Below are 13811 nucleotides of genomic sequence, written 5' to 3' on the forward strand. Positions count from 1 at the left end.
CGGGCCAGCCTCTTGACTGTGCGACGCGGGCAAAGGAAGCGAACGGCGGCAAACGCATAGGGAGTTCAGGATGACGGAAGCACCTTTGGTCGCAGGGATCGAACTCGGCGGCACCAAATGCATCTGCATCCTCGCGCGCGGTCCCGACCAGATCGAGGAAACCGTCCGCATCCCGACCACCCGGCCCGAAGAGACGTTGGCTGCGATCGAGGCGGTGCTCGACCGCTGGAGCGGGTTCGTCGCGATCGGTATCGCCAGTTTCGGGCCGGTCTCGATCGACCGTCATGCCGGGGACTATGGCCACATCACCTCGACTCCGAAGCCGGGCTGGGCCGGCACCGACATCGCCGGTCGGCTGCACCGCCGCTACGGCGTCCCGACCGGCTTCCATACCGATGTCGTCGGCGCGGCGCTCGCCGAGGCACGCTGGGGCGCCGCCAAGGGCCTGCCCGACATCGCCTATGTCACGATCGGCACCGGCGTCGGCGCGGGGATGATCGCGAACCACCGCCCGATCGACGGGCTCACGCATTCCGAACTCGGCCATATCCGGCCGGTCCGGTTCCGCGGCGACGACTGGATCGGCAATTGCCCGTTCCACGGCGCCTGCCTGGAGGGGCTCGTCTCGGGCCCCGCCATCGCCGCACGGATCGGCAAGCCCGCCGACGAGGCCCCCGCCGAGGACCCGGTCTGGGACGGTGTCGCCGACGCCCTCGGCCAGCTCTGCCATACGCTGGTCCTCACCGGCATCCCGCGCCGGATCGTCATGGGCGGCGGCGTGATGGGCGCATCGCACCTGTTCCCGCGGGTGCGCGCGGCGATGACGCGCAGCCTCGGCGGCTACATCACGCTGCCCGAGGTCGCGCTGACCGACACCTTCATCGTGCCGCCCGCACTCGGCAACAACGCCGGTCCGCTCGGCGCGATCGTGCTCGGGGCGCAGGCGCTCGGTCACCAGCTCGAAACGTCGTTTACGCCGTCTTAACCGTGTTCCGTTAACCCCTGTCGGCGACGGCGAGGGGCATCGCGAAGTACCGCCGAACCGCGGGCTGCCAAGCCCGACGAGGAGCGGACATTCGATGCGTATTCTGATCGTGGACGACGAACCGGCGGTACACGACGGCTATCGGCGCAGCTTCGCCGGGCAGCATCCGATCGGCGGCGAGACGCTGGGCGCGATGGCCGCCGAGCTGTTCGGCGATGATCCGCTCGATACCGCAGACGCGACCCCGAGGTTCGCGTTGACGCATTGCGATCAGGGCGTCGATGCGGTCGCAGCGGTCGCGCGCGCCTGCACCGACGGCGATCCGTTCGCGGTGGCCTTCATCGACGTCCGCATGCCACCGGGGATCGACGGTCGCGAAACCGCCAAGCGGATCCGCGCGATCGATCCGGCGATCGCGCTCGTCATCGTCACCGGCTTTTCCGACTTCTCGCCGGTCGAGATCAGCAAGGTCGCCGGGCCCGCCGACAAGATCTTCTACATCGCCAAGCCGTTCGAAGTGGCCGAGATCACGCAGACCGCAACCGCGCTCGCCCAGCGGTGGGAGATCGACCGCGAACTGGCGACGGCGCGTGATCAGCTCGCGGCGCAGGTCGTCCAGCTCCAGGAGCAGGGCGCCGAACTGGCCGCGAACGAAAGCCGAGCGATCCACATCGCCCTGCATGATTCGCTGACCGACGCGCCCAATCGCCTCGCCTTCCTTCGCGCGCTGGCCGAGCGCACCCGGACGCAGGGCGCGTTCGCGACGGTGATGGTCGACCTCGACCGGTTCAAGCTCATCAACGATACGCTGGGGCATCTCGCGGGCGACGAACTGATCCGCGAGATGTGCGCGATCCTCAACCGCGCGTCGCCCGACGGTGCGCTGGTCGCCCGGCTCGGCGGCGACGAGTTCGGCATCCTGTTCGAAACCTCGGGCGAGGCGGCGGCGGTGATGGCGTGCGACCGGATCATCCTGGCCTGTTCGGTCAGCGTCCAGGTGTTCGGCAATTCGGTTCAGGCCGGCGCGTCGGCGGGGCTGGTCGTCACCCAAGGCGGGGAGGGCGGCGACCCGGTCGACGTCATCCGCCGCGCCGATCTCGCGCTCAACGACGCCAAGCGCGGCGGTCGCGGGATCGTCCGGCTGTTCGACGAGAGCATGGACGAAGGCATCCGCTTCCGCCGCCGGGTCGAGGGCGGCTTGAGCCAGGCGATCGCAAAGGGCGAACTCAGTCTGGTCTACCAGCCGATCGTCTCGGGCAACGCGATCGAAGTGGTTGGGTTCGAAGCGCTGATCCGCTGGAATACCCGGGAATACGGGTCGATGAGTCCGGCCACCTTCATCCCGATCGCGGAGGAATCGAACCTCATCCACGAGCTCGGCGACTGGGTTCTCGGCGAGGCGCTCGAAGTGCTCAAGCAGTGGCCCGGCCAGTATGTTTCGGTCAATTTCAGCCCGCGCCAGTTCCGTCGGCAGAATTTCGTCGGCCACATCATGAAGAGCGTCCAGCGCGCCGGGATCGAGCCGGCCCGCCTTCAGATCGAGATCACCGAAACCGCGATCTTCGACGATGCCGAGCGCGCCGCCGACACGCTGTACAAGCTGCGCCAGATGGGCTTCAGGATCGCGCTCGACGACTTCGGCACGGGCTATTCGAGCCTCTACAACATCCGCAAGTTCGCGCTCGACTGCCTCAAGATCGACAAGTCGTTCATCGACGGCATGGGCCGCGAACGCGAAAGTGCGGCGATCGTCCATTCGATCATCCATCTCGGCCGTGCGCTCGGGCTCGGCGTGATCGCGGAAGGGGTCGAGACCGAAGCACAGGTCCAGGCGCTCCGCCTCGCCGGTGCCAGCCATCTCCAGGGCTATTTCTTCTCGCGTCCGGTCACCGCGGAGGTGGCGCTGGACATGGCGCATGCGCGGATCATGGGGGGTAGCGACGATACCGCGGGCGACGGTCCCGCGATCTATCGACAGAGGAGCGACGGAAAGCGCGGCTGATGTCGATGCTGCCCGCCAGCCTCGCGCGGCGGTTCGGGACCCGGTACCGGTGGGTTCACGGCCCGGCATCGCTCGGTGCCAAGCTCGTGCTCATCATGACCGCGGTCGGGCTGTGCGCGGCGATCGCGATCACGATGCTGCTCGCCGGGATCATCACGCCGAGCTTCACCCAGCTCGAGGACAAGGCGATCGCCGGGCATGTCGATCGCACCCGCGCGGTGCTGTCCGACTACGCGGCCAAGGTCGAAAGCGCGGTCCGCGACCATGGCGACTCGAAAGACGGCGTGTCGTCGCTCGCGATGGGCAGGATTGGCGTCGACGGCATGGCCTATGTCGCGCCCGACGGCCGCGTCGTCATCGCCCGCTGGCGGGACCCGGTCACCGGCGTGGAGCGTCCGGCGATGCGCGAGAGACTGATCGCCATGATCGCCCGCACCGATCTCGCAGGCGCGCTCGCCGGGCGGAGTTCGAGGCGGTTCTATGCGCGGATCGGCGACCGCGTGGCCGCAATCGGCCTCGCCCGCATGCGCCGGTCGGACGGCAGCGGCACGCCGCGCGGCTATGTGCTGATGGCGCGGGTCATCACCGCGCAGCAGATATCCGACCTGCTCCAGCTCGACGCCCGGATCGACTTGACGGCGGGGGGCGTCACCGAAACCGTCACCTCCAGCACGGGCAAGCTGACGATCGCCGTACCGATGAAGGGCGCCGACGGCCGCGGCGTCGCGAGCACGCGGTTCAGCGTGAGACGCGACGTATCCCTACTCGGCCGCCGCATGCTTTTGCTCGCGGTGGTGGGGTCGACCGTGCTGCTCCTGCTCGTGCTGGTCGTGTTGCGCCGTACGATCACGCGGCTCGTCCTGCGCCCGCTCCACCGCGTCGAAAGGCATATGCAGCGGGTGAGCGCGTCGGGCTCGCTGGCACTGTTGACCGACCAGGGGCGCCGCGACGAGATCGGCTCGCTCGGTCGCAGCTTCAACGCGATGCTGCGGCAGTTGAAGGACCTGCGCGAACAGATCGAGGTGCAGTCCTTCGATCTCGGGCGCAGCGAGAGCGCGGTCGCGGTGATGCACAACGTCCGCAACGCGCTGAACCCGATCAGCACCATTCTCAGCCAGGGCATTGCGCAGGCGCCGCCGATCGACCGCGCGACGATCGACCGCGCGCTCGGCGAACTCATGCGTGACGACGTGCCCGAGGCGCGCCGGCGCAAGCTGGTCGCGTTCGTCGCCGCCGCGATCGAGGCGGACTCGGCCAACCGCGAAGCGACCCGCCGCGACCTGGTGGTCGGGCGCGAAGCGATGGCGCAGGTTCTCGAGATCATCGGCCAGCAGCAGAAGGCGGCGCACGAGCGGCCGACGCTGGAACAGTGCGACGTCGCCGACATCATCGCCCGCAACGCGACGATCGCGCGCTATGCGCAGACCGTCTCGATCGCGTTCAGCTTTCCCGCCGGCCCGATTCCCGTGCTGGCCAGCCGCGTGATCCTCAGCCAGGTGATCGGCAATCTGTTCGGCAACGCGGCCGAATCGATCGCCGCGCGCGGGCTCGACAGCGGCTCGATCATGACGTCGATTATCGAACAGGGCGACCGCGTGACGATCCTGATCCGCGACGACGGCGAGGGCTTCGCCCCCGAACTGGCGCCCATGCTGTTCCAACGCGGCTTTTCGACCCGGCATCACAAGTCCGGCGGGCTTGGGCTGCATTGGTGTGCCAATTCGATGACCGCGATGGAGGGATCGTTACGGCTGGAAAGCGAGGGGCCGGGCCTCGGCGCGGTCGCGATCCTGTCGCTGCGCCGTCCGGCGGTCGCTACGTCGCGAGCGGCCTAGCGCGTCGTCGGAACGTCGCGCGCGGGTTCAGAACAGCGTCGGTTGCACCGCGTCGTCGTCCGCCACGATCCCCGACAGCGTCAGCCCCAGCAGGCGGACGCCGTCCGGAACCGGCAGTTGCGCCATCAGCAAATCCAGCCCGGCGGCCAGGAAAGCGGCCTTGTCGTCGACCGCCGACAGCGACGACCGCGCGCGCGTGATCGTCCGGAAATCGGCATGGCGCAGCTTCAGCGTGATCGTCCGCCCGCGCGTCCCGTGCTTCTCGATCCGCACCCACGCCGCGTCCGCCACCCGGTGGAGCGCGGCCCGCAGGTCGTCGGGATCGCGCAGGTTGGTCTCGAACGTCCGCTCCGCACCGACCGACTTGGCGGCACGATTGACCCGCACCGGGCGGTGATCGATCCCGCGCGCCGCGCCGTACAGATACTCCGCGTAGCTGCCGAAATTGGCCTGGAGGAAGGCGAGGCTCCGCTCGAACAGGTCTGCGCCGGTGAGGATGCCGAGTCGTTCCATCTTCTGCGCGGTGACCGGCCCGACGCCGTGGAAGCGCTTGACCGGCAGCGACTGGACGAACGCGGCGCCGCGCCTTGGCGTGATGATGCAGATTCCGTCGGGCTTGTTCTGGTCCGAGGCGAGCTTGGCGATGAACTTGTTGTAGCTGACCCCGGCCGATGCGGTCAGCCCGGTATCCGCCTTGATCCGCGCGCGGATTTCCTCGGCGATCGCCGAGGCGGTGCCGAGCCCGCGGATATCCTCGGTCACGTCGAGATAGGCTTCGTCGAGCGACAGCGGCTCGACCAGATCGGTATAGTCCGCGAAGATCGCGCGGATCCGGTCCGATACTTCGCGGTACACGTCGAACCGCGGCGGCACGAAGACGAGGTCGGGACAGCGCCGGATCGCGGTGGCCGACGGCATCGCGCTGCGCACCCCGAATGCGCGCGCTTCATAGCTCGCCGCTGCGACCACGCCCCTCGCGCGCGACCCGCCGACCGCGACCGGCTTTCCCTTCAGCGAAGGATCGTCGCGCTGCTCGACCGACGCATAGAAGGCGTCCATGTCGACATGGATCACCTTGCGCTGGGCGGGCGGCTGGGTAGGAGGGGCGGCCATCAGCGCGTTAGATAGGCGTGGCGAGGGCGACGATACAGGGTGCGAGCGCAACCAAATGCGGGTTTGCGCCTTGGTGCTTCCGGGCAGAACCTAGTGCCGACGGGCCAACGAAGGGACGCGAATGCAGGTCGGGACGGAATGCTGGCGGGTCGAACGTGCCGAGCAGATGGCGGTGATCGTCGATGCGGCGGACTATTTCCGCACCGCGCGCGTCGCGATGATGGCCGCCAGGCGCCGCATCCTGCTGATCGGCTGGGACTTCGACGCGCGCATCGAACTCGAACCCGGCGTCGACCGGCCCGGCGAACCCAAGACGCTCGGCGAGTTCATGCTCTGGCTGGTCGAGCGCGAGCCGGAACTCGAGATTTTCGTGCTGCGTTGGGATACCGGCGCCATCAAATCGCTGTTCCGCGGCTCGACGGTGTTCACGATGATGAAATGGATGCGGCACAAGCGCATCCATACCAAGCTCGACGGGCATCATCCGACCGCGGCGTCGCACCACCAGAAGATCGTCATCATCGACGACGCGCTGGCGTTCTGCGGCGGCATCGACATGACCGGCGACCGCTGGGACACGCGCGAGCACCGCGACGGCGAGCCGCACCGGGTCCAGCCCTCGGGCAAGCCGTACAAGCCGTGGCACGACGCGATCAGCGCGGTGCAGGGCCCTGTCGCGCACGCGCTGGGCGAGCTGTTCCGCCGCCGCTGGCATCTGGCGGGCGGGATGAAACTGGCGGCGGGCAAGCCGGGGGGCAAGCTCTGGCCCGAAGGCCTCTCGGTCGATTTCCGCGACGTCGATGTCGCGATCGCGCGCAGCGAGCCGGAAATGCCCGATCAGGTCCCGGTCTACGAAAGCGAGGCGCTGTTCCTCGGCCAGATCGCCCGCGTGAAGACCCATCTCTACATCGAGAGCCAGTATTTCGCGTCGCGGAAAATCGCCGAGGCGGTTGCCAGGCGGCTCGACGAGGCGGACGGGCCCGAGATCGTCATCATCAACCCGACCAGCGCGCAGGGGTGGCTCGAACCGATCGCGATGGATACCGCGCGGGCTCGTCTGATGGAGGCGCTGCGCCGGCGCGACGTGCATGGTCGCCTGGGGATGTATCATCCCTACACCGCGGGCGGCGAGGCGATCTATTGTCATGCCAAGATCCTGATCGCCGATGACGATGTGTTCCGGCTTGGCTCGTCGAACGTCAACAATCGCTCGCTGCGGCTCGACACCGAATGCGATCTGGCGATCCGTGCGACCGACGCGGCGACCTCGACCGGTATCGTCGCGATCCGAGACGGGCTGATCGCCGAGCATCTCGGTGTGGACCGGCAGACCGTTACCGACCGCATCGCCGAGACGGGCTCGCTGATACAGACGATCGAGACGCTGCGGGGGCAGGGCAAGACGCTCCGCCCCTATGAAGTGCCCGACCTCACCGCGGTCGAGGAATGGCTCGCCGACAACGAAGTGCTCGATCCGGAGGGCCCCGAGGAGATGTTCGAAGCGCTCAGCAAGCGCGGGCTGTTCCGGCGCTGGCACCGCGCCTGACATGCGAAGGCCGCGGCACCCCCCGGTACCGCGGCCTCTCATGCTCCCAAATATACCGGGGAGTTACGCGACCTGGGCTTCGGCGACCTCGTCGGGTTCGCGGAGCACATAGCCGCGACCCCAGACGGTCTCGATGTAATTCTCGCCATCGCACGCCAGGCTGAGCTTCTTGCGGAGCTTGCAGATGAAGACGTCGATGATCTTCAGTTCGGGCTCGTCCATCCCGCCGTACAGGTGGTTGAGGAACATTTCCTTGGTCAGGGTCGTGCCCTTGCGGAGCGACAACAGCTCCAACATCGCATATTCCTTGCCGGTCAGGTGGACGCGGCTGCCATCGACCTCGACCGTCTTCGCGTCGAGATTGACCGCCAGCTTGCCGGTGCGGATCACCGACTGGCTGTGACCCTTAGAGCGACGGACGACCGCGTGGATGCGCGCGACCAGTTCCTCGCGGTGGAACGGCTTGGTGACGTAGTCGTCGGCGCCGAAGCCAAAGCTGCGGACCTTCGAGTCCATCTCGTTGACGCCCGACAGGATCAGCACCGGCGTCGCCACCCGCGCGACCCGCAGCCGCTTGAGCACGTCGTATCCGTGCATGTCCGGCAGGTTCAGATCGAGCAGGATGATGTCGTAATCATATAGCTTGCCCAGATCGAGGCCTTCTTCCCCGAGATCGGTGATGTAGACGTTGAACCCTTCGGTCGTCAGCATCAGCTCGATAGCCTTTGCCGTGGTCGGCTCGTCCTCGATCAGCAGCACCCGCATGCGTCGTCCCCTTATCGCGAGACCGCCCGACACCCCATGTCAGCCGCTCGACTTCGATTCATTAACCACAGCACAAATGAAGGTAAAAGGTTAATTTGGGCTTAAGCGCGCTGGCAAGAACGGCCTCGGTTCGCGCCAGGACGCCCATCGGCAGGTTATAATTTTACAAATTCCCGAAGTTTTGTCGGGGGTTTACGTCGACCTGGGCCTGAAGCGGCAGTGTCAGCGTCGCGGACAATCCGCCGAGTTCGGGCGATCGTCCCAGCGTTAACACGCCACCATTCAACTCGGCGAGCTCGCGCGTGATCGACAAGCCGAACCCGTGCCCGTCGCCGCGTTCGTCGAGGCGCCGGCCCGGCATCATCGCCTCGCCGATCGCCGAACCGTCCAGTCCGTCGCCGTCGTCGGCGATCGTCAGCGCCATCGCCGCGCCCTCGACTACGGCCAAGACGGCGATCCGGGAGCGCGCGTGCCGCCACGCGTTGTCGAGCAGATTGCCGACCATCTCGTCGAGGTCCTGCGGATCGATCGCCACCGCGATCCCGGCCGGCACCGCGATGTCGACCGACAGCGGACTCTCGGCGTGGATGCGTCGCAGCACGTCGACCAGATCGCCGATCGCCGGCGCGACCGCGGTCCTGGCACGCGCGCCCGACCCCGCGGCATCGGCCCGCGCGCGCCCGAGATGATGGCGGACGCGCGAATCGATCTGGTCGACCATGTCGCGCAGCTCGTCCGCCGCGCCCGCCGCGGCCAGCTTGAGCGACAGCGCGGCGAGCGGCGTCTTCAGCCCGTGCGCGAGGTTGGCGACGTGCTGGCGGGCGTGCGCGAGTCCTGCCGCGTTCTGGTCGATCAGCGCGTTCAGTTCGGCAACCACGGGGCGCAGTTCGCCGGGCTGGTCGTCGGGAATGTGCCGCGCGCTGCCAGCGCGTACGGCTGCAAGCGACTCGCGCAGGTCGCGCAACGGCCGAAACCCGATCCGCAGCTGCACCAGCGTCGCGAGACCCAGCCCGATACCGAGCAGCGCGAGGGAGCCGAGCAACGGGATCATCGCCTCGCGCAACGGCGCCTCGACGATCCGGCGCGGGCCGATCGCGGTGATCGTCACCGGACCTGCGCGGCTGGGTACGGTCGAGGTCCGCGAATGCAGCCGCTCGCCGTGCCGGTCGCGCGTGTCGCCCGGCCGCGGCTGCCCGTCGTCGAGCCGCGGTGGCGCGGGCGGCTGCCCGGCCAAGGGCGGGCGAGGGGGCGCTCGATCGGGTCCGGGCAACGCAATACCCGCCGCCACCGCCGCGTCGCTCGTCCAGCGTCCGGCGGCGCTTTGCACCTGCCAGGCCCAGCCCGAACCGGGCGAATCGAACCCGTCGAGGTCGACCACCCGTGCCCGGTCGAGCGTGCCGTCGGGGCGGACCGCGCGCGCGACCACCGCGACCTGCGCGTCGAGCCGGTCGTCGAGCCCGTGCATCACGAAGCGTTCGAGAACGTGGCTGATCGCGACGCCTGCGAACACGAGCGCGAACAGCGTCGAGATCGCCGAGATCGCGAGCATCCGGCCATAGAGCGACCGGGGGACGAGCGACCGTCGCTTGGTCACGCCGCGTCGCCGGTCAGGCGGTAACCCCGCCCGCGCACCGTCTCGATCATCTGCGCGCCGATCTTCCGCCGCAGCCGGCCAATGATCACCTCGATCGAATTCGAATCGACATCCGCATCGCCCTCGTAGACGCGTTCGATCAGGTCGGCGCGTTCGATCACCACTTCGCGTCGCAGCATCAGCGCCGACAGCACCCGCCATTCGAACGCGGTCAGCTTCAGCGGCAGTCCGTTCAACTCGAACGTGCCGAGCTGTGCGTCGAACGTCAGCGGCCCGCACGTCACGCGCGAGGCGGCATGGCCGGCGGCGCGGCGGACCAGCGCGCGCAGCCGCATCACGACCTCCTCGACGCGGAACGGCTTCACGACATAATCGTCCGCGCCGGCCTTGAACCCCTCGACCTTTTCCGACCAGCCGTCGCGCGCGGTCAGGATCAGCACCGGCAGGTCGCGCCCCGCCGCGCGCCAGTCGCGCAATACGGACAGCCCGTCGCGCTTGGGCAGGCCGAGATCGAGCACCGCCGCGTCGTAGCGCTCGGTCGCGCCGAGATGGCCGCCGTCCTCGCCGTTGGTCGCGACGTCGACCGCGAAATGCTCCGCGCGCAACGCCCGCGCCAGCCCGTCGGCGATCGCCGCGTCGTCCTCGACCACCAATACCCGCATGCGCGTTTCCCCCTGACCCGTCGGCCTTATGCCTGAGTGCCAAACGGAAACTGAACGGCTTGGTTCAGCGGGCGTCGGCTGACTCGGCGTAGAGCGTCTCTCGTCAACCAACGAGAGGACAGACATCATGTCGGAACACCCCATGTCCGAACACCCCGCCAATCGCTCGAAGTTTCGCCGCAACCGCCTGGCGATCGCCGCCGCCGGTCTGCTCGTCGTCGGCGGTGCCGCCGGTGCCGTCACCGTCGCCGCCACCCGCCCGACCGTCAGCATGGCCCCCGCCACGCCGGTCGCGATCCGCTCGCTCCAGTCGGACGGCATCGTCACGATCCGCGGCACCGTCGCCGAGGTCTACGGCAACAAGTTCGTGATGGCCGATCGCACTGGTCGCGCGCTGGTCGACCTCGGCCGTGAAGGCGAAGACGGCACGCTCGTCACCGCGGGTCAGCCGGTCACCGTCCAGGGCCAGTTCGACCAGGGCTTCGTCCATGCATCGTATCTGGTCGGTGCCAGCGGCAAGGTCACCGCGCTCGGCCCGGTCGGCGGTCCGCCGCGTGGCCGTCCCGGGCCCGGTCCTGATGGCCCCGGTCGTGACGGTCCAGGTCGTGACGGCCCAGGTCGCGATGGCCCCGATGGTGGCCCGGGTGGCCCCGGCGGTCCGGGTGCCCCGCCACCACCGCCAGCCGGCGTCGTCCCCCCGGCGCCGATGGGAACGGCACCCGGCGCGCTGCCGCCGGTCCCGGCACCCGGCGTGACGCCGCCGCCTCCGGTGACCGGCACCGCTCCGGCTCCAACGACCGGTACCGCCCAACCGGCGCGGGGCGTCTGAGCCGATCGCGAAACTGCAAAACGGGGTCGGTCATCCGCCGGCCCCGTCTTCTCATACCCTACGGACTTGGCGCACCGGCCGTACAGCGCCGGCACGGTCGCGTCGGATCGTCGGCGATGCGGTGCGCGTCCAGTACCAGCCGGTGATCGCCAGCGGCGCGGCGAGCAGCAGCCCGGCCGCGACATCCCAGCCGCCATCGCCGATCAGCCCAGCGCCAAGCCCGAGCAGAGTCGCGATCCCGAGCAGCATCGGCACGGCAAAGATCTGCAGAGTCGTCCGGTGCCTCATGCTTCGCCCGCCATTACGACTTCGCGAACGCGCTGCTCGCTCGGCCCACCGCGCCGCCGCAGCCACAGATACAGCCCGCTGCCGAGCACGACGATCGTCAGCGCGTCGAACACCGCCCAGACGATCTTCATCGCCATCCCGCCATAATCGCCGAAGTGCAGCGGCTGCGCGAGCAACATCGCCTGCATGTACCACGGCATCGGCGTCACCGCGTCGAGCCGCCCGGTCGCCGCATCGACGAACCCCGGCAGCAGCAGTTTCGATGTCAACGGAGTCGTCCCGCGCAGGAACACGGCATAATGATGCTTGCTGCTGAACACGACGCCGGGAAACGCGATGAACTGCGGTTTCATGCCGGGCGCCTCGCGCTGCACCGCGTCGAGCGCGGCCTGCACCGACGCGCGCTGTGCCCCGAGCGGCGTCCGCGTCTCGCTGGCGATGATCGCGGCGAGCCCGTTCGCCTTCCAGATCCCGGTGATCGGCACGACGAACGTGTTGATCGTGCCGGTCAGCCCAACGACGCTCGCCCATACCAGCGTGACGATGCCGAGCAGATTGTGCCGGTCGAGCCAGCCGAGCCGTGCGCTCCGCCCCCGCCGCAGCGTGCCGAACTCGAGTTTCGCCATGAAGGGCGCGTAGAGCACCACGCCCGACACGATCGCCGCGAAGAACAGCAGGCCCATGAACCCCAGGAAGATCTCCGCCCAGAAGCCGAGCAGCATGTCGGTATGCAGCTTCAGCACGATGTCCATGATCCCATCGACATGCGGCGGCAGCATCGCCCCGGTGCGCGAATCGAGCGCCAGGAAATGCATCGCGGCGGGGACTGCGTCGGGAGTCGGGCCGGTCGTGACGTAGACGACCGGGCGGTGGTCGTCGAAGCTCACATAGAGCGGGATATCGCCCGGCGCCTGTGCGGCGGCGCGCGCGAGGATCGTGTCGAGCGACAGCGGCGGCGTGTTCGCCGGCAACGCCGCGAGCGGCGCGGGCGGATCGAGCCAGCCGTCGATCTCCTCGTGGAATATCAACGGCAGCCCGGTCACGCACAGCATCAGCAGGAACGCCGTGCAGATGAGGCTCGTCCATTTGTGGACGAGATACCAGGCCTTGATCGCGCCGCGGGTCACGGACGCACGCCCATTTTCCGTCCCGATTGTGTAGCGCCGCGCTCGTTCATACGCGCATTGGTATAGAAATGATAACGATGTGCAATAGCGGAACCGCAGGGACGTGTTTCCCCGCGAAGGCGGGGACCCAGACTGGGCTCCCGCCTTCGCGGGAGAACAAGGAAGAGTGGATCATCGGTCGACCACGGTCGCATCCTCGCTTCACAGGATAAGCGCGGAACACCTTGGAAGTGACGGAGCAATGCTCAAACTATGCAGCCCCGAAAGAAACCGAATGGCGGTCCGTCCTAGCCCTCGAACGCGATCTCCAGCGTTTCGAGCCCGTCGATCGTCGCGCGCACACGCTGTCCGCGGCATATCGGGCCAACTCCGGCGGGGGTGCCGGTGAAGATCAGGTCACCCGGTGCCAGTTCGACGAAGGTCGACAGCGCCGCGATGACTTCGGCCACGCTCCAGATCATCATCGACAGGTCGCCCGACTGTCGCGTCTCGCCGTCGACCAAGAGCGCGATCGCGCCCTGCGTGGCCGGCACGCCGGGCGTCAGCGGACCGATCGGCGCCGACGAATCGAACCCCTTGGCCATGTCCCACGGACGCCCCGCCTTTTTCGCCACCGCCTGGAGATCGCGCCGCGTGAGATCGATGCCGACGCACGCCCCGAAGATCATCGCCGCCGCATCCTTGGCCGCGACCGCCTTGCCGCCGATCCCGATCGCGACGACGAGCTCGACCTCGTGATGCAGATCCTCGGTCTGCGGCGGAAACGCCAGCGTCGCGCCGGTCTCGACGACCGCATCCGCCGGCTTCGTGAAAAAGAACGGCTCCTGCCGATCCGGGTCCGAACCCATTTCGCGCGCGTGATCCGCGTAATTCTGACCGACGCAGAAGATGCGGCGGACCGGAAAGCGGTCGGTGGTGCCGAAGATCGCGACGGTTGGCGGGGTGACCTCGGGTATCTGCATCGAAAGCTCCTTTTGCGGACGCTGATCGCCGCTCGGCCACAGCTTTGCAACGCCACGTTTGAAACACTGGCGGAACGTCTTTCGAGACCAGGGGGTTACGACG

The 13811-nt window shown here is 68.2% G+C and carries 12 protein-coding genes; 5 read left to right on the forward strand and 7 right to left on the reverse strand.

Annotated features, from left to right (window positions below):
* The first annotated feature begins 70 nt into the window (after positions 1–70).
* From ACLBWL_RS15795 to ACLBWL_RS15805, 3 genes are all read left to right on the forward strand, one after another.
* Positions 71–985, forward strand: coding sequence for an ROK family protein (locus ACLBWL_RS15795; protein WP_447794653.1), 915 nt, complete (start codon positions 71–73; stop codon positions 983–985).
* A gap of 94 nt (positions 986–1079) precedes the next feature.
* A complete protein-coding gene (locus ACLBWL_RS15800; RefSeq protein ID WP_447794655.1) occupies positions 1080–2987 on the forward strand; it encodes an EAL domain-containing protein in 1908 nt (635 codons plus the stop codon).
* A complete protein-coding gene (locus tag ACLBWL_RS15805; protein WP_447794656.1) occupies positions 2987–4822 on the forward strand; it encodes an ATP-binding protein in 1836 nt (611 codons plus the stop codon). The genes ACLBWL_RS15800 and ACLBWL_RS15805 overlap by 1 nt, the downstream gene beginning before the upstream one ends.
* A 27-nt stretch (positions 4823–4849) precedes the next feature.
* Here ACLBWL_RS15805 and dinB read toward each other — a convergent pair whose 3' ends face one another.
* Positions 4850–5935: a DNA polymerase IV gene (gene dinB, locus ACLBWL_RS15810; protein ID WP_447794658.1), complete on the reverse strand. Its 1086-nt coding sequence runs from the start codon at positions 5933–5935 to the stop codon at positions 4850–4852.
* Between the two features lie 121 nt (positions 5936–6056).
* On the opposite strand from dinB, the gene ACLBWL_RS15815 reads away from it, so the two are divergent.
* A complete protein-coding gene (locus tag ACLBWL_RS15815) occupies positions 6057–7481 on the forward strand; it encodes a phospholipase D-like domain-containing protein (protein WP_447794660.1) in 1425 nt (474 codons plus the stop codon).
* A gap of 63 nt (positions 7482–7544) precedes the next feature.
* Here ACLBWL_RS15815 and ctrA read toward each other — a convergent pair whose 3' ends face one another.
* From ctrA to ACLBWL_RS15830, 3 genes are all read right to left on the reverse strand, one after another.
* The gene (ctrA, locus tag ACLBWL_RS15820; protein WP_447794662.1) at positions 7545–8246 is read right to left on the reverse strand and encodes a response regulator transcription factor CtrA; all 702 of its coding nucleotides are present in this window, start codon (positions 8244–8246) and stop codon (positions 7545–7547) included.
* A gap of 163 nt (positions 8247–8409) precedes the next feature.
* Positions 8410–9840, reverse strand: coding sequence for a sensor histidine kinase (locus tag ACLBWL_RS15825; protein ID WP_447794664.1), 1431 nt, complete (start codon positions 9838–9840; stop codon positions 8410–8412).
* Positions 9837–10502, reverse strand: coding sequence for a response regulator transcription factor (locus ACLBWL_RS15830; protein WP_447794666.1), 666 nt, complete (start codon positions 10500–10502; stop codon positions 9837–9839). Before ACLBWL_RS15830 ends, ACLBWL_RS15825 begins: the two co-directional genes overlap by 4 nt.
* A 127-nt stretch (positions 10503–10629) precedes the next feature.
* Between ACLBWL_RS15830 and ACLBWL_RS15835 the strand changes: the two genes are divergently transcribed.
* Positions 10630–11331 (forward strand): hypothetical protein, encoded by a 702-nt coding sequence (locus tag ACLBWL_RS15835; protein ID WP_447794668.1) that lies wholly within the window; start codon positions 10630–10632, stop codon positions 11329–11331.
* 51 nt (positions 11332–11382) lie between these two features.
* Here the strand turns inward: ACLBWL_RS15835 and ACLBWL_RS15840 are convergent, their stop codons facing one another.
* The 3 genes from ACLBWL_RS15840 to ACLBWL_RS15850 form a co-directional block, all read right to left on the reverse strand.
* Positions 11383–11619 (reverse strand): hypothetical protein, encoded by a 237-nt coding sequence (locus tag ACLBWL_RS15840; protein WP_447794670.1) that lies wholly within the window; start codon positions 11617–11619, stop codon positions 11383–11385.
* Positions 11616–12746 carry a PepSY-associated TM helix domain-containing protein gene (locus tag ACLBWL_RS15845; protein WP_447794672.1) on the reverse strand — a complete coding sequence of 377 codons (1131 nt, stop codon included), beginning with the start codon at positions 12744–12746 and terminating at the stop codon, positions 11616–11618. The genes ACLBWL_RS15840 and ACLBWL_RS15845 overlap by 4 nt, the downstream gene beginning before the upstream one ends.
* Before the next feature lie 287 nt (positions 12747–13033).
* On the reverse strand, positions 13034–13708 hold the full coding sequence (locus ACLBWL_RS15850) for a fumarylacetoacetate hydrolase family protein (protein WP_447794674.1): 675 nt from the start codon (positions 13706–13708) through the stop codon (positions 13034–13036).
* Between the last annotated feature and the right edge of the window lie 103 nt (positions 13709–13811).

The sequence above is a fragment of the Sphingomonas sp. M1A8_2b genome (genome assembly GCF_053345535.1).

Coding starts and splice junctions, on each gene's coding strand:
- ACLBWL_RS15795 (WP_447794653.1), top strand. CDS start 71: ATGACGGAAGCACCTTTGGTCGCAGGGATCGAACTCGGCGGCACCAAA.
- dinB (WP_447794658.1), bottom strand. CDS start 5,935: ATGGCCGCCCCTCCTACCCAGCCGCCCGCCCAGCGCAAGGTGATCCAT.
- ACLBWL_RS15805 (WP_447794656.1), top strand. CDS start 2,987: ATGTCGATGCTGCCCGCCAGCCTCGCGCGGCGGTTCGGGACCCGGTAC.
- ACLBWL_RS15835 (WP_447794668.1), top strand. CDS start 10,630: ATGTCGGAACACCCCATGTCCGAACACCCCGCCAATCGCTCGAAGTTT.
- ACLBWL_RS15850 (WP_447794674.1), bottom strand. CDS start 13,708: ATGCAGATACCCGAGGTCACCCCGCCAACCGTCGCGATCTTCGGCACC.
- ACLBWL_RS15800 (WP_447794655.1), top strand. CDS start 1,080: ATGCGTATTCTGATCGTGGACGACGAACCGGCGGTACACGACGGCTAT.
- ACLBWL_RS15830 (WP_447794666.1), bottom strand. CDS start 10,502: ATGCGGGTATTGGTGGTCGAGGACGACGCGGCGATCGCCGACGGGCTG.
- ACLBWL_RS15815 (WP_447794660.1), top strand. CDS start 6,057: ATGCAGGTCGGGACGGAATGCTGGCGGGTCGAACGTGCCGAGCAGATG.
- ctrA (WP_447794662.1), bottom strand. CDS start 8,246: ATGCGGGTGCTGCTGATCGAGGACGAGCCGACCACGGCAAAGGCTATC.
- ACLBWL_RS15840 (WP_447794670.1), bottom strand. CDS start 11,619: ATGAGGCACCGGACGACTCTGCAGATCTTTGCCGTGCCGATGCTGCTC.